Below are 19,170 nucleotides of genomic sequence, written 5' to 3'. Positions count from 1 at the left end.
GTCGCGGACACTGGTGACGGCCCACCCGAATGCGAAACATCCTCTACTCCGGGATGAACAGGTAAGAGTCTGTACGACCGCTTCGCGCGTTTCTCATTCTCGTACTCGGCTTCGCCAACCGCAACATCTCTCAATTCGAACGCGTGTGCTCGGAGCGGTGGGGTGCGGCTATCAGAAATTCTTTGCCGAATTTCGAGTGAACCAATCCAAGCCGGGTACCAGTTCGAAGCCCGAGTGCTGAGTGGATCCTTCACGGGAAGGGGGTGACGCATGAAGGTCTACACAGATTGTGTGATCAACAATGTCGTGGTCGGCAACTATCGTGTGCTGTTGCTGCTGCGCAGGGTCGGTGTGACCGCTGGCCTGTTGTTCGGGCTGGGGTTGATAACGATGTTCATGGCCGGCCAGGCCAGCGCAGAGGAGCAACGGCACGGCGGCGGGGAGCGGCCCGGGGAGGAATCCTCAGAAGGGCAGTCCCGCACCGGCGCCGGCCTGTTGTCAGGGCTGGTGAAGGCGGCCGAGCCAGTGCTGGAACCGGTCCACGGAGTGGTCGGCGCGGGCGCGGAAACGTTGGCGCCGGTGGTGCGATCGGTCACGGAGACGGTCGAACCGGTCACGTCGGTGCTCGAGCCTGTGGCTCAGCCTGTTGTGACGGCGGTGTCGCCGGTGCTGGAGGTTGTGCGGCCGGTGACCGAGCCCGTGCTTGACGCGGCGACGCCGGTGGTCAACCCGGTGACCGAGGCGACTGGGCTCGACGACAGCGTGTCCGCGATCGGCGGCCAGGAAGCCGGTAATCAGGACGACGTCGTGGTTCCGGTGCAACGGGCGGAGCCGACGCCGCGACCGGTGGCCGTGATGTCGACGGAGAACGTCCTCGGCAGGCCGGTGGAGTCGATCGCGAGGTTCGAACAGGATGCGAGCGGTGTGTCATCTCCGGCGACGGAAGTGACCACGCAGCGGTCCATCCATGATGGACCCCGGGCTGACTCCGGTGTTCCGGGTAAGCCTCCGGGTGCACCGGCTACGCCGGTCAATGCCGCCGTCGGCGGCAACGGATCGGCGAGCGGCTCCGCGCGCCCGCATGGTGCGGACACCCTGGCGCCGGCCTCGGCTGGTGCCGGCGGCGCGGAGAACCGCAGCGGTCGTAGCCCGCCCGGAACGATCACGGGATGTACCTGGTCCGGCTATGACGATCGAGATCACCCGAGCTGACCTTGCCTTGCAGGACACGCGAAACATCGTTCTGTAAGGGAAGAAAGGGAAGCAGATGCACAAGTACGTGCGACGCGGCCTCACCATCGCGATGATGTCCGGCGGGTTCGTCCTGCTGGGCAGCGCGGTGGCGAGCGCGGACACGAACTCAGGTCCACTGGACTTGGGCAATGTGGTGAACTCGGTTGGTTCGGACCTGCTCGGCGGGAACCACAACGGTGGTTCTGACTCGAGCAGCAGCTCCGGTGACGCGAACGCGGACGGCGACACCTCCGCCGACCGGTGACACCGGCGACTCGGGTGACTCCGGTTCCACCGGCGGCAACGCCGCCTACACCGGTGCCAACAACGGTTCCGACGACTGGAAGAACAACTGGGGTGGCCACCACGACGGTGACCAGACCGGTGACCACTCCAGCACCGTGGTCGGTTCCGGCGACTCGGGTGACACCGGGAACACCGGTGACACAGGCGACGCGACCAACGCCAGCAACACGCACGGAGGCCACTCCGGCAACGGTGGCGACGGTGGCGACGCACACGCCGACGCGGACGGGTCGAACTGGGCCGAGTCCGGCATGGCCCACTCGGGCACCGACTGACAGTCACAGGTAGCAACCGTGTGGGGCACCGGGCAACCGGTGCCCCACACTCGCGGCCGGCGAAGGTGTGTGCCGGCTGCTCGGGCGTTGCTGACGCCGCGGCACCCCCAGGGGGACCCCGGCGCCAACTCACCGCCAGGAGCTCGCATCGACGCGTCGGACCAACCCTCTACGCGGCCAGCCGACGTTGATTCGTCGAGCATAGATCGTGCACGAACGGGCCTTGTTTGCTGGCGGAAGTGGTGGAGGTGCGCCTCGCCGCGGCGGCACCGTCGACGGCGTCAACCTGCGGCCGGCACCGGCCGTTCGTGCCAGGCGAACACCATCTCCATCGCTGGCGCGGACACGACAACGACGAGCCGCCGCCGAGGTGTGGAGGAGAGTTGGTCCCCTCCTACCGCGTCGGTGCTGTTCCGACCAATAGGGCGATACCTGCTGATGCGATGAACGAGATCCCGGCCATGTCGAGTACGACGGGTCGCTCCGGATGCGTACTGCCCCGGATGCTTCCGTGCTGCCCTTGGCGTGGCTCGTGACAGGAGAACCGCCGGTGCCCCTGTTGGGCGAGGCGCCCGGCGGTTCTCGGTGTGGCGCACAATGACGAGTTACATGGTCGGCATGAGCACCGAGTCGATCAAGTACACGGTCGCATTGGCGGTCTTGACGCCACCGCAGATGACGTTGGCGTCGTTGACCTTCAGCTCGTCACCTGATCCGGTCACGTTGACCGTGCCCTTCTGCACGGTCTCGTGCTCGCCGACGACTGCGTCCGGCGCGAGCTGGCCTGGGACGACGTGGTACGTGAGGATCTTGGTCAGCAGATCGGAGTCGGTCTTGAGCTTTTCGATGGTGGCGGCGTCGATTTCGGCGAACGCGTCGTCGACCGGCGCGAACACGGTGAACTTGCCGCCGTTGAGCGTGTCGACCAGGTTCACGTCCGGGTTGAGCTTGCCGGAAACCGCCTGCACCAGGGTCTTGAGCAGCGGATTGTTGCTCGCGGCGACCGCGACCGGGTCGGCGGTCATGCCCTCCACGGAGCCTGGGCCGTCCGGAACCTGCTCGGCGTAACCGGCGCAGCCGGGACCGACCAGTCCGCTCATGGCGTCCGACGTGCCACTGTCCTCAGAGGACTCTGTGGTGGTGGTCTGCTCGGTGCTGGTGTTACCGCCCGCGTTGTCCGACGCGCCGTCATCGGAACTGCCGCACGCGGAACCCAGCAGTGCCACCGCCGCCACGCCGGCGACCAGCACGCTGTGGCGAACCGTCCGACGAACACTACGCAACATGAACACTCCCATTCAATATTCTTGACGGAGTCCATTGTGGACGCCGTGTCGCCACGTGAGTGGCCCCTGCCTCGAGGGGTTCGTCAGTGCGTGCAGCACGGATTGGCCTCGGCCGTTGTCGTTATATTCTCGTTACCCGCCGTGGGGCAGGCGGCGGGGGATGAACTCCATCGGATGGCTCCTTCACTGCCGCGACGTCATCTGGACCTCGGTACGTCGCGTGCCGCGGGTTGCCCTTCGTGCCGTGGTTCCGGAACCGTCCACGTGGGATCGTCGGGGTGTGGAAGCAGCGCCTCGACGAGGGCGGGGTCGGCGCGGCCGAGCAGCCTGGCCACGGGTGTCAGTGTGGCCACTTCCATCCGGCATGGCGAACAGTCCCGAAGGTGTGCGTCCAGTACCTCGCGTTCCCGCGCGTCGACCCCGTCGAGTACGTACGCGCCGAGGGAGACCCGGAGATTGCAGTGGTCGCGAACCGCCGCGCCTCGGGTCACCGCGAGGTATCCGGTGCCGCGATCGCGACGGCGGCGGCAGCGAGGATGACCGGTCCGTAACGGGGTAGTGCGAGCCAGCCGTGGGTGGCCGCCACCGTCGTCAGGACTCCCGAGGCGGTGAGACCGGCGAGGTGGGCGGCCAGGTGGTCGAACTGCAGGACGGCCACCGCGCAGAGGGTCCCCAGCGCCGCGATACCGCGCAACAGGACGCCATGGATGGCGCCGGTGCTCACGAGGTCGTAGGCCGGAGCGAGGTGGAGGTGCAGGTACGCGAGAACCGACAAGGCAGCTGCGGCGGTGATTTTCGCGTTCCGGTGCACGCCAACACATCCCTGTTCGTTCCTCGGATCGTCCGCGAGGGTGTTCGGTGAACGGCTGATGGCGGATTGGGTCGAACAGGGGCCAATCCGCTGGCGGGGTCGATGCGAATCGGCGGTAGCACTGTCGACGGTGGGAGCTGTGACGTGAACAAGGGTGACGTGGCCGAAGACTTCGAGTTGCTGGACGAGACGGGAGAACTGAGGACACTGTCGGGGCTGCTCGTGGGCGGGCCGGTGGTGCTGTTCTTCTATCCCGCGGCCATGACCGGCGGCTGCACCGCGGAGAGCTGTCATTTCCGGGACGTGGCCGCGGAGTTCGCCGCGTTCGGCGCCCAGCGTGTCGGCATCAGTCCCGATCCCGTGTCGAAGCAGGCCGGTTTCGCCGCTCTGAACGACTTCGACTACCCGCTCCTGTCGGACCCTGTCGGCGAGGTGGCGGCCCGGTTCGGTGCCCGGCGCAGGTTCGGCCCGTTGCTCACCCGCCGCCGCACCTACGTGATCGGCACCGACCGGCGGATCATCGACGTCGTCAAGAGCGAACTGCGGATGGCCGTCCACGCCGACAGGGCGCTCGCCGCGCTCCGTGTGCACGCGGCGGACTTCCCAAGGGGATGAGAACGACGGCTTGCCCGCTCCGCTGCCGAGTGTGCGGGCAAGCCGTCGCGGGGCCGACGTGGCTCAGAAGTCCACGTCGTTGCCGTTGGCGATGCCGCCGATGTTGACGTCGCCGAGGTCGCCGACGACGTCAGTGACCGCGCCGACGCCGGTCACGTCGCCGTTGAGGCCCACGTCGCCGACCACGTCGTGGATCTGGGAGAGGTTGCCGGTCAGATTCCCGGAGTCGCTCGCGACGTCGGACGGCGCGGTGGTGACCGGGTTGCTGGACAGGTTCCCGGTGACGTCGCCGATGGTGTCGTCGATCGTGGAGTCCAGGTCGAGCGCGTCGGTCACGTGCAGGTTGCCTGAGGTCACGGCCCCGCTCACGTCGTCGACGGCACCAAGGTCATTGACGTCGCCGAGACTGGCTTCCCCGAGGTCGCCGCCGACCACGCCGGACACGGCGCCGGTGACACCCTGAACGGCGTTGTGCCCGGCGGTGACCTCGTTCAGCACCGACGAGTCCAGGTCGTTGCCGCCGAGGTCGTCGACGCCGAGCTGCTTGAGGCCGAGGTCGTCGATGCCGAGGCCGCCGACACCGAGGTCCCCGGTGAGGTGCTCGGCCATGGCGGTCGTGTTCGCTGCCAGGCCACCGAGGTTGGTGTCGGTGTCGGTCAGTCTGGCGGCGTCGAGCGACGTGATGCCGGAGAGACCGTTGGTGGCGTCGAGGTCGGCGGCGTAGTCCTGGACCAGGGGCAGGATCTCCTGCACGTCACCGGCGGTGATGTCACCCAGTCCCGCGGCTTTGAGCGCTCCGGCGGGGTCGCTGTCGAACGCCGACATCGCGTCCGTGTCGGTCAACAGGTTGAGGGCGAAGTCGTGCAGCGTCTGGGCGGGTTCCATGGATCGGTTCTCCTGTGTGGGGGACGGGTACGCCTTGCTCGGCGCCGGAGCCGACGGTAGGGCCGGACGTGGCCGACGCACATCGGGTGGTCTCCCCGGTTCCCGCACCGTCAGCGCGTAGGGAGTGGGTTTGGCGGCCGTAGGGGTATAGGGGACGCGGCGGAACTCCTCATTGTCCTGCGAGGAGCGAACCGGAGTGCGGCCCATTCCGAATCCCTTGTCGCGGGGTTCGGGTCGGCACGGCGGTGGAGGTGCGTGCACAGGATGTCCAGACGGTTCGGCGAGCTGATCGACGCCTTGGCCCGGCCTGGCGTGAGCCGGTTGAGCGTGTGCGCGCCGGCTGGGCACGGCAAGTCCGCGGTGCTCGCCGAGGTCGCCGCGCAGTTGCGGGCGACCGGTGTGCACGTCGTGTACACGCCCGAGGAGACCGATCCTGGCTCGGTCCTGGTCGTCGACGACGCGCACCGGCTGGGACCCGATCAGCTCGACCGTGCTCGAGACCACGCGCTCAGCCCTTCCGGCAGCCTCGTGCTCGCCTACCGCCCGGATGCGGCCACGGCGAAGCTCCGGGCGCTGCTCGACGCGACACCGGGACTGTCCTTCACACTCTCGCCCCTCGCTGTCGACCAGGTCACGGCCATCCTGACCGCGCGCCTGGGCATTCCTGTGCCCGACGCGGTGGCCAGGCGCGTCCATGCCTACACCGGTGGCGTACCGCGCTATGTCGCGTGGCTGGGGGAGGCGGTGCACGAGGGGCAGGCGGCGGCGGAGCAGCATGCGGCGACGCGGCTGGCGGACTTCATGGTCGCGCTCGACCCGCCGATGGTGTGGCTCCTGACCGTGACGGATGTCTGTGGCCCCGGCGCCGTCGACGTGCTCGGTCACGTCCTAGGCACCAGCAGGGTCGGCGTGGCCGACCAGATCCGATCGGCTCAGGCCGCTGCCTTGACCGGACATGACGGCACTCCGCTGCCTGTGGTTGCCCGAGCGCTCCGCTCGGAACGGCTTTCCGCGTACCGCTCGGCGACGTTGCATGTGATCGCGGAGGCGCGGCACCGTGCAGGGCACTCGATGCGACATGTCGCGGAGGCGTTGCTCGCGTGCGGGGCGACCGGCTCGACCGCCGCGGCCACCTATCTCGCGGGTGCCCGCGAGTTCGGCCGAGACCAGCCGGACCGGGCCGCGGCGTTGTACGCGGCGGCGGCGGAGGCAGGGGCACCGTTCGTCGAACTCGGCCCGCAATGGGCCGAGACGGCAGCGCTCTCCGGTGACTTCGACACGGCCATGCGACTGGCCGAGCCGATGCTGGCCAGCGCCGACGAGCAGATTCGGTCCGCCGCGGCCGGTATCGGCGCCGCCGTTGCCGCCCACCGCGCCGACCTGGTGCGCAGTGCTGAGCTGGGCCTGTGGTCGGACAGCGCGAGCCGACACCACGCGGTGATCGGGTTCATCGGTGCCGGCCTCGTCGACCGTGCCCGCGAGGTGAGCAAGGCCAACGCGGACCGGGCCGTGGGTGTGCCGCCCACGGCGATGGCCGACGCCGCGGCGCGTACCGCGAGCGCGATCGAACAGTCGATCTCCGCCCAGCCCGCGCGCGCGTTACCCGCGTTGCTGGGCGTCGCCGCCCTCGCAGTGACCGAACGACGGCTGCTGCCGGACAGTCCCGCGGCCCTCGCGGCCATCACCGGGGTGCACAGCGGGGAACTGGCCCTCGCGCACGCCGTGCTCGATCGTGCTTTGACCGTGTCCGCCGAGGATGCGCACGTGACCCGGCACCGCGTGCTCCTCGGCATGGTCGCCTTGGCTCATGGCAACACGTCGGCCGCCCGCGACGCGGCCGACTCGGCTCGCGGGAGCCGATGGCGTGAAACCCGCGACGAGCTGTTCCTCACCGCGCTGGAGGTCGGCATCGCGCGCAGGCAGAACAATCCGACCGCACTGGCCGCCGCGTGGCGCGACGCATACCAGACCATGATGGCCACACGCCTGGACCTGTTCACCCTGCTGCCGCTCACCGAGCTGCTCGTCGCCGCCGCACGGCTGGGCGAGTCACCGCGACTGCGCACCCACCTGGACCAGGTCGAGCAACTGCTCGCCGCACTGCATTACCCTCCATTGTGGACAACGAACCTGCGCTGGGCGCAGCTGCACGCCGCGGTCCTGAACGACGACCGGGTAGCGGCCGGCACCGCTGCGTCCGAACTCGGCCTGCACGCGAACACGAGCCGCTACACCGACGTCCTGGCGCACGCCGCCCGCACCTGGACCGCGGTCCTCGGGGGCTCCATCGAACCCGCCGAGGTGGCCGCGGTCGCGGACGACCTGCACGCGTTCGGCCTGCACGGGGACGCCGCCCACCTCGCCGCTCACGCGGCGACCCGCACCCTCGATCGAGCGGCGACCGTAACCTTGCTCGAGACCGCCCGCCGGGTCCGCGGCGGTGCAGACGCGGCCGGACCCGCGGTCACGAACGCCACGGCGCTGCTGAGCGGTCGAGAGGTCGAGGTCGCGCGGCTGGTGGTGGCGGGCCTGACTTACAAGCAGATCGGTGCGCGGCTGTACATCTCCGGCAAGACGGTGGAACACCACGTGGCGAAGGTTCGTACCAAACTCGGTGCCACCGACAGGCGCGACCTGCTCCGCAGGCTCCGTGACGCGTTCGGCCATGACCCGGACGGCGAGGTGAGTCCCACTAGCTCAGCATGAGTCGGAGGACTGCGAGCGGGAGATCGTCAGCAGGCCCTGGCGGAGCAGTCGTTGCGTTTGACCGATGCTCCACCCGTTGTTCTCCGCGATCTCGGCCGACGTCTTCCTGTCGACGATCGCCGCGCGCACCGCCCGCTGCTGGCGCGGTGGCAGCAGGGTCAGCTCATCCCAGAGGATCGCGGCACGCAGTGCTTCGCCGAGGCGTGCGGAGTCGGTGTGCTGAGACAGTTCGGAGGAGACCGCTTGCGCGTATGCGTTGCGTACCCGACGGGCAGGCTCCCGGTCGGGTATGACGACGTCCCGCAGGAGGCCGCGAGCGATGCGGCCCGAGGCGCGGCTTCCGTGTCCGGTGAGTCGGCACACCCGGTAGAGGAGATCGAATCCGTGCTCGGCGTCGGCGGCGTGTTCGCCGTATCCCCGAGGAATACCCGGAGTCGGGCTGGACGGGGTCACGAGCATCTCCTCCGTACGGCGACAGTGATCAGAGCTTGCCCTGGTAAAGCCAATCTCGCCGCTCGGGACTACCCGGGAACCGCCATGTGAACCACTCGGAGCGGTGTCACCCGCGATCGGCGGTGGCTGCGGTGAGGCGCCCGCCGGTTCACGGTGACAACGATCCGATTCGGTGATCCGCAGCCCCGAGCACCTCGATGATCGCTGCCAGCTGTTCGACCACACCGGGTGGCGGCCACAGGACCCTCGCGGCCGCGGTTGTCACAGCCGGCACAGCCGGTGCGGCCACACCCGCGCACGACGGCGACCAGGTCGTCCAGACCGTCCACCTGCGGCAGTTGAACGGCAGCGGTGCCCACGGCGACGGGGCGCTTGTCCTGCGTGGGAACGAGGCCGAGGTGGCATTTCGGATCCGGGGTGTCCTCGCCGGAGCGCCGCACGCCCAGCACATCCACGTGAGCGCGGAAGGCCGCTGCCCGACCCGGCGTGCCGACACCGACGGCGACAGCATCATCAGCACGACCGAAGGGCACCCGGCATACGGGCACGTCGGTACCTCGCTGACCACCACCGGCGACACCAGCCCCGCCAGCGGTCTGGCCGTCGACCGGTTTCCGGTGCCGGATCACGAGACGTACACCTACCACCGCGCCCTGACGGTCAGTGACGAGGTCGCGGCCGCAATCTCCGGTGGCCTGCGGTGCCTTGCACCGACACCACCACGGGCTCGATCTCGACCTGCTGAGCGATCTCGGTCTCGACGAATAACCCAATCGTGGGGGGGGGGGGCGCGGGGGGCCCCCCCCCCCCCCCCCCGCGCCGGGGGGGCCCCCCCCCCCCCCCCCCCGGCGGCCCCCGACCCAAAGAGCAGCGCGCGGCACCAAACCGCCCCGCCTGGGGGGGGGGGGCGGTCGCGTTGCAGCCTCATCCTCCCGTGGTCGACACTCCCATTTTCTCTCTTGTGTCCAGTTTCGTTGTCCCCGGGGGGGGGGCGGGGCGCCCCCCCCCCCCCCCCCCCCACGACACCGATTCAGTCTCAGTCCACACCCATCCGCTCCGGGCCGGACCTCGAATCATCGTCGACCGCGACGAACCAACCCTCGCAGAAGGGAATCCATGGTCACGCGCCAGACATCGGTCTCGGCTGTGGTGAGCGCCTCGGCCGAGCGCATCTTCGAGGTGCTCGCCGACCCGGCCAAACACCCGCTCATCGACGGCTCAGGGTCGGTCCGCGAGTCCCTGAGCGAAGGGCCGCGCCGCCTGGCACTGGGTGCACGGTTCGGCATGCGGATGCGCCTCGGCCTGCCGTACAAGATCCTCAACACCGTCGTGGAGTTCGAGGAGGGCAAGCAGATCGCATGGCGGCACTTCCACGGTCACCGCTGGCGCTGGCAGCTCCGCGATCTCGGTGACGGTCACACCGAGGTGACCGAGACCTTCGATTGGTCGACTGCCCGCTTCCCGAAAGGAATCGAACTGCTCGGCTTCCCCGCGCGCAACCGTGCCGACATGCGGAAAACCCTGTCCCGCCTCGCTGATCTGATGAACGGAGAAGCCGTCGCTGAGTGACAGCGACGGCGTGCGAAATGGGCTGCCGGGGTCACCACGGTGCCCGGTTGGTCGGCGCGGCACCTGTCCGATGACCCGACAGCGCGTGAATTCCCCGATAGTGTGATCGTGGTCGAGCATTCGAGTGGTTCTCGCCTGACTTTTCATCGTGAGTGTCACTCAGATGCTGTTGCCCTCATCCTGCAATAGCATCACATGTGCATTATCAAAATTTTTGTCCTTCCTGTGAACCGGATCACGCATGGCTCCGAATAGGTGCTGCTTGTCCGTGAAGAGAACGCGGGCCAGCGCCAAGTTGTTCTAGGCAAGCCGGCCGTCGTGGGCCGGTGAAGGGATGGACATGTCAACACCGTCTCCCCGGCGACGCGGGATGGTTACCCGGCGTCGCGCGGCGGTCGCGCTCGTCGCGGTCGGGAGCACCGTGCTGACGAGCGCTCTGGTCGGACTGTCGTCCGATCCGGCAACCGCGTCGAGTCACCGGGAAGCGCCGCTCATCGCGGGCGACCCACCGGTGGACAACACCGACGTGTACGCGTTCGTCAGCCCTGACAAGCCGGATACCGTCACGCTGCTCGCGAACTGGTACCCGTTCCAGGAACCGAACGGAGGACCGAACTTCTACCCGTGGGCGACCGACGCCAACTACGACATCAACATTGACAACGACGGTGACGCGAAGGCGGATCTCACCTATCGCTGGACGTTCCACACCGAGGACCGCCGCGGCAAATCCACCTTCCTGTACAACAACGGCCCGGTCACCTCGCTGGACGACGAGAACCTGTTGTTCCGCCAGTCCTACCGGCTCGAGGTGCTCGACCGGTACGGGCGAGGCACGACACTGGTGAAGTCCGGCCGGGTGGCACCGTCGAACGTGGGGCCGGCGTCGATGCCGGACTACGGCGCGCTGCGCGATCAGGCGATCAGCCAGTTCAAGGGCGGCGGCCAGACCTACGTTGGGCAGGCGGACGACCCGTTCTTCCTCGACCTGCGGGTGTTCGACCTGCTCTACGGCGGGAACCTCTCCGAAGTCGGCCAAGACACTCTGGCCGGGTACAACGTGAACACGATCGCCATTCAGGTGCCCAAGAGCGCGCTCGCGCTCAAGGGGAACGCCACCCGCAACCCGGTGATCGGGATCTGGAGTGACACCGAACGCCAGTCGATCACGCTGCGTCACCAGGGTTCCCAGCGGTCGGCCGGGCGGGACGTGCAGGTGTCCCGGCTGGGCAACCCGTTGGTGAACGAGGTCGTGGTGCCCGCAGCGCTGAAGGACACGTTCAACGGACTCAAGCCCGAACAGGACCGCAAGGTGCCCGCGCTGGTGAACCGGGTGACCGACCCCGAGGTGCCCAAGCTGATCGAGACGATCTATGGCATCCCTGCACCGGCCACCCCGCGCACCGACCTGGTCGAAATCTTCCTGACCGGGATCACCACCAAGCTCGGCGGGCCGATCAAGGCGGACCTGAACTCCCAGGTCAACAACGCCGACGTGGACCCGAAGCGGTTCGCGCCGTCCGAGCAGCTCCGGCTGAACACCGCGATCCCGCCCACCGCGCAACCCAACCGGCTCGGTGTGCTGGCCGGTGACCTGCAGGGCTACCCGAACGGCCGCCGGCTCGCCGACGACGTGCTCGACATCGGTGTCCAGGCGCTGGAGGGTGCGGCGGTCAGCGGCATCGTCGAGCCGCTGGCCGCCGGTGACGGGGTCAACGAGAACGACGCGGCGTTCGGCACGTCGTTCCCGTACGTCGCGCTGCCCAACAACAGCGCGGTCAACTCGTCCGACTCCGGCGGCGCCGCGGCGCCGTTCGGCTGGGCGAACTTCCCGGTCAAGCCGGCACTCGCCGGCCTGATCGCGATCGTGCTGATCGGATCGGGGGTCGCGCTGTTCCGGCGCCAGGCCCGCGAGAGCGGGCTCGTCCCCGCGTGACGCACCTACCGCGCTGATCAGCAGGGCGGTCGCCGACGAGCCCCTGCATCAGGCCCGTCGGCGACCGCTTCTCCCCGCGTTCTCGCTCATCGTTCCGGAAGGCATGTTCGATGCGCCCCAGCACCACTCGTGACCGATCTCGAAGTCGTGCTCGGAGTCGACGGGTCACCGCCGTCCTGGTGATCGTTTTCGGCGTCGGTCTGCTCGCCGTGAGCGTCGCGTCGCTCCTACCCCTGACCGCGCCGGCGCCCACCGCCACGAGACCGGCCGACAGCGCGAGCACACTGGACCGCCGGATCACCACCGCCCAACGCAGCCTCGACCAGCGGCCGCGGAACCCGAAGCTGTGGGCGGACCTGGGCACGGCGTACGTCGAGAAGGCCAGGATCACCGCCAACCCGGTGTACTACCAGAAGGCGGACGGCGCGCTGAACCGCTCGCTCGACCAGCAGCCCGAGGGGAACGCGACCGCGCTCATCGGTCTCGGTGCCCTCGCCAACGCCCGGCACGACTTCACCGCCGCCCGCGACTGGGGACTGCGCGCCAAGGCGGTGCAGCCCGACACCGCCGAGGTGTACGGCGTGCTCGCCGACGCCTACACCCAGCTCGGAGACACGGATGCGGCCACCGGCGCCATCCAGCGCATGCTCGACCTGAAACCCGGCGTCTCCTCGTTCACCCGCGCCGCCTACGACTTCGAGTTGCACGGTCAGGTCGACCAGGCACGCGACGCACTCGAACGAGCACTGGACGACGCGGTCGATCCCAGTGACATCGCGTTCTGCCGGTACCGGCTCGGCGAGCTCGCCTACGACAACGGCGACGTCGACACCGCCGAACAGCACTACGAAGCCGGGCTGCGCGCCGCACCCCAGGACCCGCCGCTGCTGCAGGGCCGCGCCAAGATCGCCGCGGCGCGCGGCGACACCACCACCGCGATCGCCGCCTACCAGGACCTGGTCAACCGGCTCCCCACGAGCCAGTACCTGCAGGAGTACGCCGCACTGCTGACCGCGGCGGGCAAACCCGACCTGGCCCGGCAGCAATACACCCTGATCGAACAACAGGAACAGCTCCAGGCCGCGGCGGGTGCCACCGACGACCTGGCCGCGTCGCTGGTCGCCGCCGACCGGGGTGACGCCGCCGCCGCGCTCGCCCGTGCACAGGCCGAGTGGGCACGTCGTCAGCCGGTGTTCGCCGCTGACGCCCTGGCTTGGGCCTTGCACCTCAACGGCCGCGACGCCGAAGCCCTCACCTTCGCCGACCGAGCCGCCGCCCTGGGCTGGCACAACGCGGCCGCCGCCTACCACCGAGGCAAGATCCTCGCGGCACTGGGCCGCGACGCCGACGCGGTCACCGCTCTGGACCAGGCGTTGCGCATCAACCCGCACTTCTCCCCGGTCGGAGCACCCGACGCGCGACGCACCCTCGCGACCCTGCGAGCGGCGCGGTGACCGGGCGCGGGATCGTGGCCCGGGGTGCTCTCCTGCTCCTGCTGGCCGTGGCCGGTCTCGCGGTGCCGGGTGGCGCGAGCGCGCATCCGCTCGGCAACTTCACCGTCAACCACTTCAACCGCCTCACCCTCCACACCGACCACGTCGACCTGCACGCCGTCATCGACCTCGCGGAGATCCCCACCGTGCAGGAGCGGTCATCGGTCGACACCGACGGCAACGGCACCGTGTCGGAGCGGGAAGCGACCACGGCCGCGAGCCGCGAATGCCGCGAGTTCGCCGCCGCTGCGACGTTCACCGTCGACGGCATCCGCGGTGCCTGGCGGACCACCGGCACGTCACTGGAGTTTCCTCCGGGTGAGGCCGGACTCGCCACTACACGGTTCACCTGCGACCTCACCGTCGAAGCCGATCTCGAGGCCCCGGCCACGGTCACGTTCCGCGACGACTTCCGCGCCGACCGGGTCGGCTGGCACGAACTCGTGGTCACCGGAACGGGAGTGCGGCAGACCGGATCCGAACTACCGACCACGAGCGTCAGCGACGAACTACGTGCCTACCCCGACAACCTTCTCGCCGACCCACTCGACGTGCGCACCGCCACGTTCGAGACCGTGCCAGGCAACGCGGCGGCGGGCACGCCTTCGGGCACGACCGGACAGGGGTGGTTCGACACCGCGGTGTCCTCGGTGACGGGCTGGTTCACCGACATCGCGGGCACCAGGGACCTCACCCCGCTCGTTGGCGTCCTCGCCATTCTGCTCTCCCTGGTGCTCGGCGCCTCGCACGCCGCGTTGCCCGGCCACGGCAAGACCGTCATCGCCGCCTATCTCGCCGGTAAGAACGGCTCCGTCCGCGACGCGGTCACCGTGGGCGCCACCGTCACCATCACCCACACCGCCGGTGTTCTCGTGCTCGGCCTGGTGATCAGCGCGTCCAGCGCAGTGGCGGGGGAGTCGGTCCTGGGCTGGCTCGGCGTGGTCAGTGGCGCGCTCGTCGCGATGATCGGCGCCGTGCTGCTTCGCTCTGCCTGGCGGCACCGTAGCCGTAGTGCCCCTGTGACAGGCGAGGCCCGGGAACCCGCACTCGTTGCCGCTGGTAGCCCGGCAACGGTCGAACGCGAGATCGGACATGGCCACGGACATGGCCACGGACATGGGCACGGGCATGGGCATGGGCATGGCTACGGGCGGTCCGGTCTCATCGGTATGGGAGTCGCAGGCGGGCTGGTGCCGAGTCCCTCCGCACTGGTCGTCCTGCTCGGCGCGATCGGACTCGGCAGGACCTGGTTCGGTGTGCTGCTCGTGCTCGGCTACGGCATCGGCATGGCCGCGACGCTCACCCTCGTCGGTGTCCTCCTCGTCCGCCTGCGCGACCGGCTCGACCGCGTCGGTCTCTTCGGCATCCGCCACCGGCTCACCTGGCTACGCAGCCTGCTTCCCACCCTCACCGCCACCCTGGTGCTACTCGTCGGTATCGGACTGGCTGTCCGCGCCGCCGCGGGCATCACCTGACAGCGACTGTTCACACTGAAAGGACCACGATGCGCCTGATCGCCTGCGGGATGCTCGTCATGCTGGCCGCGTGCAGCACCGGTCAGCCCGACCTCGGCCCCCGCTTCGACGACGAGTCGGCTGCCCGAAACGCAACCGGTGAACTGCCCTGCATGAAACACCAGCCCGAACCACCAGGACTCCGCTACACCGACAGGACCCGCCGTCGCACCGACGACACCCTCCTGGTGCTGCGCTACTACACCGCCAACGGCACCAAGTCCTACTGCGACAGCAAAGGCCCCACCGACACCGACCGCCAATGGCTTCAGCTCTATGTGGACCTCGGTGCCGACCGGAGCAACGTCGCAACGCTGCTCGACGGGCGGTGATGGAGTCAGTCAAGTGACGAGAATGTTCGCGGGGGCGGACGTCCAGAACGACGACGAATCACCACGGCCACCGTCGTCGCCCGGCAGACCGCCGCCGGTGGATGAACTGGTGACCTGCGTCCGTCGGACCTTTCAGGAACGCCCACCGAGTTCCGTTTTTCGGGACCTGCCGGCATTGCTGTCGCCGGGTGTGCCACCCGCGGTTGCGGGCGTGCCGGATGGCGTAGACGGTCGCGCTGGTGGTGAAGAAGGCCGCGGTGAGCAGGAGCCAGCGGGCGAGGAAGGGTCCTTGTGTCTGGCCGGTCGCGGCGAGATAGGTGCCTTCGCCCTGGCGGATGATGCCGGGCAGGAACAGGAGCAGCAGCAGTTCTGACGCAAGGGCCGGGACCCTGACGTGGTTCACCAGTGGTACCTGCGTGCGCCGGGTGGCGCGTTGGAGGGCGTGGTCTGCGGCGCTGTAGAGCGGGAACAGCACCAGGTCGTGGCCGATGACAGCGGCAGCGAACCACACGGCCATCGTGATCAGTGCGGGTAACTCTATCGACGTATGTCGACCGCCCACCGAGGAGAACCTTGATCGCGAACTAACAAGACCTCATAGAGCGGTGCGGAGACGGAGTGCACGCGGCGAGCAGCCGTACCACCGGTGTACGGCGTGGGTGAGGGTCGACTGCTCGCCGAAGCCGACGACGAACGCGACCTGGCCTACGGGGAGGTCCGTGGTGGTCAGGTAGCGGTGCACCGCCTCCCGGCGGACTTCGTCCAGGAGGGCGGTGAAGGAAGTGCCCGCTGCCGCCAGCCGGCGCTGCAGCGTCCGCGGGTGCAGGGAGACGAGCCGGGCGATGCCGGAGATCGTAGGCGTCGATGCGGGCAGCGTCTCCGCGATACTGAGCCGGACCTGGGTTGCGAGGTCCAGCCCGGGGTCGGGGAACTGGCTCGCGAGGTGTTCGACGGCGACAGCCCGGATGGCGTCGTCGCGGCTGGCGAAACTCTCGTCCAGGATCTGCCGCTGCACACACAGGGCGGCGACGGCACCGCCGAATCGGACTTCGGCTCCGAAGTAGTCGAGGTAGCGACGGACCGGTGAGACCGGCTGGTGTGGCAGGTGTACAGACCACAGGAAGCGCGCGCCTCCGATGAGCGAGGCCGCCATCCGGTGGAAGACCCCGAGCCCGAGTTCTGTCCCCTGCGGGGAGTAGGTCGACTCCCGAAGGTCCTTGCCGTAGGTCAGCGCCACCACTCCTCGCCTGCCCAGCGGATCCTCCTCTATTCGCACCCACAGTGCCGGGCTGTGCACGAAAAGGAACCGGGATGCGCAGTTCACTGCCTCCGCGACGGTCGACGACGCCTCGATCGCCACCGCCAGTGGCCCCAGGATCGAGAGGTCCTGGGCGGTGGCGAGTCGCAGACCAAAGTCGGGGCAGCGTAGGTCGCGCGCGGCCGCGTCCAGCATCAGGTCGTGCGTGGTGATCGGGATGAGCCCCTCGTCGTCATTCAGCACCGCCGGGTCGATCCCGAAGCTGCTGAGCAGGTCGGCCGGGTCGCCGCCAAGGTCCGCCACGAGTGCTGTGAAACCGCGCAGGCTCGCGGCACGAATCATCGGGCCCATGGACCCGATTGTCGCCCAGAAACAAGTTCTGCGGTCGCGCCGCGCCCAGAATCGAGGGGACTGCGACAGGAGGCGAGGTCCGATGTCGAAAACCACCGCGAACGCCCTGACCGGCATCGGGGCGCGTGCGATCCCTGAGTTCGACGGCGTGCACGACGTATGGCCCAGAGGCGAGAGGCTGCGCGCGGTCCGCGCGGCAGCCGCGGCGTACAAGGCGCGTTTCACAGAGCAGGGCCGGGTGCGGGCGGTGAAGTCCGTCGACATCGCGGCGGCGCCGTACCCGGTCAAGTACGCGTTCCACGACGCGGTCTCCGTGCGAGCCCTGCCGTTGATCTCGATGATCAACCGGATGATTGTCGTGCAGTACGACGACTGGGCCGGCATCCCGCGAACTTTGGTGTTCGAGCCGACCGTGCCTGATGGGTCGGCCGAAGCTCCGTTCTACCGCAACCTGCGGAAGCTGATCGACAAGGTACCGGGCGGTCACCTGGTCGAGAAGCTCGTGCTGAAGTACTTCAACGAGCCAGGCGACGTCCTGACCCAGCTCGGCCTGGCTCCCGAGGACATCGACTTCTGCACCTTTGACCACCTGCATGTGCAGGACCCGCGCATGATCCTGGGCTCCGCCGAGGTCATCGACGGTGAGTTCGCGCCCCGGCAGCCGCTGTTCGGCCACGCGAGGATGCTCGTGCACAGCCGCGAGTTGGCCACCCTGCAATCCCTGCATCCCATGCAGTGGGCCTGGTACGTCGATGGTGGGCTCGGCGGCGTGGACCCGGCGAAGTTCGTCACCTTCGACGGTGACATCGAGCTCGGTCCCGGCATCGCACTGCTGTGGACGCCGGGGCACACCGACGGCAATCACTCGCTGGTCATCAACACCTCCGACGGGGTGTGGGTATCGTCGGAGAATGGCATCTGCCTGGACAACTGGCAGCCCGAACTGTCGAAGATCCCAGGCGTGCGCAGGTATCACGAGGTCTTCGGCCGGGAGATCTGCCCGAACGCGAACACTCTCGAGGACTCTCTCGACCAGTACGACTCGATGGTCAAAGAGAAGACCCTCGCCGACCCGTGCCAGGCCGACCCACGGTGGCTGCAGATCCTGCCCTCGACCGAACTCGCCCCATGGAAGCGGTTCTGGCCCGTGGTGCCCACCTACGTCCACGGCGGTATCGAATATGGCGAGATCAAGGCAGTTGCCCGATGACCGGCACCCACGCCGGTGCCGTGGTGACCGGAGCGGGGCGCGGGCTCGGCAAGGAGATCGCCCGGCTGCTCGCCGGCCGCGGCTACCAGGTCCTCCTGACCGACCTCGACATCACCACGGCTTCGAACGCCGCCGCCGAGATCGGTGGCGATGCCACCGCGATGGCTGTCGACGTCCGTGACGCGACCCAGGTCGAGGCAGCCCGGGACGCCATCGTACGCACGGCGGGCCGGCTCGACGTCTGGGTCAACAACGCGGGTGTCCTGCTCACCGGACCAGCGTGGACGCAGAGCGCCGCCCAGCACAAGTTGATGCTGGATGTCAATGCTCTCGGCACCATCCACGGCACTGTGGCCGCCATCGAGGCCATGCGCGGTCACCGGGGGCACATCGTGAACGTGGTCTCACTGGCCGGCCTGACCGCCGTCCCCGGCGAAGCCGTGTACGCCGCTTCCAAACACGCCGCGATCGGTTTCAGCCTCAGCGCCCTCGCCGACCTCCGCCTCGCCGGCATCACCGACATCGCCATCTCCTGCCTCTGCCCGGACGGCATCTGGACACCGATGCTCCACGACAAGCTTGACGACCCCGGCTCCGCGCTCTCCTTCTCCGGCAAACTGCTGGAGCCCGGCGAGGTTGTCGCCGCCGTCGGCAAGGTGCTCGACAAACCGCGGCCCGTCACCACCATCCCGCTCTGGCGGGGCCTGCTAGCCAGGCTCGCCGACGGGATCCCCGCACTCGGCCTGCGCGCCGCGCCGCTCACCGTGGCGCACGGACGCCGGATACAGCGCAAACTCAAACGGAACGCGGCCCGACGCACCCCGCCGGACTGACGCCGTGCCGCTGTTGCCCGACGGCGCGACAGGCGCCAGCACGTTGCGTCAGCAGCACCCCAGCGAACCCGGCCGTCGCGTTGCTGACATCGCTTGCCGTCTAT

At 68.8% G+C, this 19,170-nt stretch carries 19 protein-coding genes; 12 read left to right on the top strand and 7 right to left on the bottom strand.

Features of this window, described 5'->3' with window-relative positions:
- Positions 1-270: 270 nt before the first annotated feature.
- The 3 genes from ACIBVP_RS10645 to ACIBVP_RS10635 are packed head-to-tail and all read left to right on the top strand — an operon-like array spanning position 271 to position 1,814.
- Positions 271-1,212 carry a hypothetical protein gene (locus tag ACIBVP_RS10645; RefSeq protein ID WP_396105796.1) on the top strand — a complete coding sequence of 314 codons (942 nt, stop codon included), beginning with the start codon at positions 271-273 and terminating at the stop codon, positions 1,210-1,212.
- Positions 1,213-1,267: 55 nt separating this feature from the next.
- Positions 1,268-1,498 (top strand): hypothetical protein, encoded by a 231-nt coding sequence (locus tag ACIBVP_RS10640; RefSeq protein WP_396105795.1) that lies wholly within the window; start codon positions 1,268-1,270, stop codon positions 1,496-1,498.
- Positions 1,458-1,814 (top strand): hypothetical protein, encoded by a 357-nt coding sequence (locus tag ACIBVP_RS10635; RefSeq protein ID WP_396105794.1) that lies wholly within the window; start codon positions 1,458-1,460, stop codon positions 1,812-1,814. Before ACIBVP_RS10640 ends, ACIBVP_RS10635 begins: the two co-directional genes overlap by 41 nt.
- A 605-nt stretch (positions 1,815-2,419) precedes the next feature.
- Here the strand turns inward: ACIBVP_RS10635 and ACIBVP_RS10630 are convergent.
- From ACIBVP_RS10630 to ACIBVP_RS10620, 3 genes are all read right to left on the bottom strand, one after another.
- Positions 2,420-3,100 carry a fasciclin domain-containing protein gene (locus ACIBVP_RS10630; protein ID WP_396105793.1) on the bottom strand — a complete coding sequence of 227 codons (681 nt, stop codon included), beginning with the start codon at positions 3,098-3,100 and terminating at the stop codon, positions 2,420-2,422.
- Positions 3,101-3,297: 197 nt separating this feature from the next.
- Positions 3,298-3,591 carry a zf-HC2 domain-containing protein gene (locus tag ACIBVP_RS10625; RefSeq protein WP_396105792.1) on the bottom strand — a complete coding sequence of 98 codons (294 nt, stop codon included), beginning with the start codon at positions 3,589-3,591 and terminating at the stop codon, positions 3,298-3,300.
- A complete protein-coding gene (locus ACIBVP_RS10620; protein WP_396105791.1) occupies positions 3,588-3,875 on the bottom strand; it encodes a hypothetical protein in 288 nt (95 codons plus the stop codon). Before ACIBVP_RS10620 ends, ACIBVP_RS10625 begins: the two co-directional genes overlap by 4 nt.
- A gap of 180 nt (positions 3,876-4,055) precedes the next feature.
- On the opposite strand from ACIBVP_RS10620, the gene ACIBVP_RS10615 reads away from it, so the two are divergent.
- Positions 4,056-4,526 carry a peroxiredoxin gene (locus ACIBVP_RS10615; RefSeq protein ID WP_396105790.1) on the top strand — a complete coding sequence of 157 codons (471 nt, stop codon included), beginning with the start codon at positions 4,056-4,058 and terminating at the stop codon, positions 4,524-4,526.
- Positions 4,527-4,589: 63 nt separating this feature from the next.
- Here ACIBVP_RS10615 and ACIBVP_RS10610 read toward each other — a convergent pair whose 3' ends face one another.
- Complete coding sequence (locus ACIBVP_RS10610) at positions 4,590-5,411, bottom strand: IniB N-terminal domain-containing protein (RefSeq protein WP_396105789.1); 822 nt, start codon at positions 5,409-5,411, stop codon at positions 4,590-4,592.
- Positions 5,412-5,675: 264 nt separating this feature from the next.
- Here ACIBVP_RS10610 and ACIBVP_RS10605 point away from each other — a divergent pair, with 264 nt between their 5' ends.
- Positions 5,676-8,117, top strand: coding sequence for a LuxR C-terminal-related transcriptional regulator (locus tag ACIBVP_RS10605; protein ID WP_396105788.1), 2,442 nt, complete (start codon positions 5,676-5,678; stop codon positions 8,115-8,117).
- Here the strand turns inward: ACIBVP_RS10605 and ACIBVP_RS10600 are convergent.
- Entirely contained in the window at positions 8,109-8,570 is a 462-nt protein-coding gene (locus tag ACIBVP_RS10600) for a hypothetical protein (protein ID WP_396105786.1), read from the bottom strand. The genes ACIBVP_RS10605 and ACIBVP_RS10600 overlap by 9 nt on opposite strands.
- A 1,116-nt stretch (positions 8,571-9,686) precedes the next feature.
- Between ACIBVP_RS10600 and ACIBVP_RS10595 the strand changes: the two genes are divergently transcribed.
- The 5 genes from ACIBVP_RS10595 to ACIBVP_RS10575 all read left to right on the top strand — a co-directional run bounded on the left by ACIBVP_RS10595 (position 9,687) and on the right by ACIBVP_RS10575 (position 15,414).
- The gene (locus tag ACIBVP_RS10595) at positions 9,687-10,139 is read left to right on the top strand and encodes an SRPBCC family protein (protein WP_396105785.1); all 453 of its coding nucleotides are present in this window, start codon (positions 9,687-9,689) and stop codon (positions 10,137-10,139) included.
- Positions 10,140-10,509: 370 nt separating this feature from the next.
- A complete protein-coding gene (locus tag ACIBVP_RS10590; protein ID WP_396105784.1) occupies positions 10,510-12,075 on the top strand; it encodes a DUF4331 domain-containing protein in 1,566 nt (521 codons plus the stop codon).
- A 179-nt stretch (positions 12,076-12,254) separates the two neighbouring features.
- Positions 12,255-13,529, top strand: coding sequence for a tetratricopeptide repeat protein (locus tag ACIBVP_RS10585; RefSeq protein ID WP_396105783.1), 1,275 nt, complete (start codon positions 12,255-12,257; stop codon positions 13,527-13,529).
- Complete coding sequence (locus tag ACIBVP_RS10580) at positions 13,526-15,043, top strand: nickel/cobalt transporter (protein ID WP_396105782.1); 1,518 nt, start codon at positions 13,526-13,528, stop codon at positions 15,041-15,043. Before ACIBVP_RS10585 ends, ACIBVP_RS10580 begins: the two co-directional genes overlap by 4 nt.
- A 29-nt stretch (positions 15,044-15,072) precedes the next feature.
- On the top strand, positions 15,073-15,414 hold the full coding sequence (locus tag ACIBVP_RS10575; RefSeq protein ID WP_396105781.1) for a hypothetical protein: 342 nt from the start codon (positions 15,073-15,075) through the stop codon (positions 15,412-15,414).
- A gap of 58 nt (positions 15,415-15,472) precedes the next feature.
- Here the strand turns inward: ACIBVP_RS10575 and ACIBVP_RS10570 are convergent, their stop codons facing one another.
- Together ACIBVP_RS10570 and ACIBVP_RS10565 are read right to left on the bottom strand one after the other, a co-directional pair.
- The gene (locus tag ACIBVP_RS10570) at positions 15,473-15,931 is read right to left on the bottom strand and encodes a hypothetical protein (protein WP_396105780.1); all 459 of its coding nucleotides are present in this window, start codon (positions 15,929-15,931) and stop codon (positions 15,473-15,475) included.
- A gap of 78 nt (positions 15,932-16,009) precedes the next feature.
- A complete protein-coding gene (locus ACIBVP_RS10565) occupies positions 16,010-17,368 on the bottom strand; it encodes an AraC family transcriptional regulator (protein ID WP_396105779.1) in 1,359 nt (452 codons plus the stop codon).
- Between ACIBVP_RS10565 and ACIBVP_RS10560 the strand changes: the two genes are divergently transcribed.
- Positions 17,361-18,233 (top strand): hypothetical protein, encoded by an 873-nt coding sequence (locus ACIBVP_RS10560; RefSeq protein WP_396105778.1) that lies wholly within the window; start codon positions 17,361-17,363, stop codon positions 18,231-18,233. The two genes, ACIBVP_RS10565 and ACIBVP_RS10560, sit on opposite strands and share 8 nt — an antisense overlap.
- Positions 18,230-19,066 (top strand): SDR family oxidoreductase, encoded by an 837-nt coding sequence (locus ACIBVP_RS10555; RefSeq protein WP_396105777.1) that lies wholly within the window; start codon positions 18,230-18,232, stop codon positions 19,064-19,066. Before ACIBVP_RS10560 ends, ACIBVP_RS10555 begins: the two co-directional genes overlap by 4 nt.
- Positions 19,067-19,170 lie beyond the last annotated feature (104 nt).

Source organism: Actinophytocola sp. NPDC049390, assembly GCF_044466355.1.
Classification (GTDB): domain Bacteria; phylum Actinomycetota; class Actinomycetes; order Mycobacteriales; family Pseudonocardiaceae; genus Actinophytocola.
Note: the sequence above shows the minus strand (reverse complement) of the source record. Positions and strands in the feature narration are given on the sequence as shown.